This window comes from Thermorhabdus hydrogeniformans (assembly GCF_049310025.1).
Taxonomy (GTDB): domain Bacteria; phylum Bacillota; class Thermosediminibacteria; order Thermosediminibacterales; family Tepidanaerobacteraceae; genus JBJYKD01.
The window spans coordinates 1-261 of record NZ_JBJYKD010000195.1; the positions used below are offsets into that span (position 1 = coordinate 1).

Annotated in this window: 1 protein-coding gene; it reads left to right on the forward strand. The window is 67.4% G+C overall.

The features are described 5' to 3' along the window. Positions 1–261 (forward strand): FAS1-like dehydratase domain-containing protein (locus tag ACKX14_RS16085; protein WP_422449425.1); only part of this gene is annotated, 261 nt, incomplete at both ends.

Here is a 261-nt window from a genome sequence, read left to right on the forward strand (position 1 = left end):
GCTGCCCGAGTCCGCCCTGGGCGGTGACGGTCATCCGGCCCGTGGCGGCTTCCTGCCGCCGGCCGATAATCGCAACCGCATGTGGGCCGGCGGGCGTATCGAGTTCTTCCATGCATTGCGTGCCGGTGAGGCCGCCACCCGCGTTTCGACCATCACCCGGGTGGAAGAAAAAACCGGTCGCACCGGCTCGTTGTTGTTCGTCACCGTGCGCCACGACTATTCCCAGGACGGCCGCCTGGCCCTGCGCGAAGAGCAGGACAT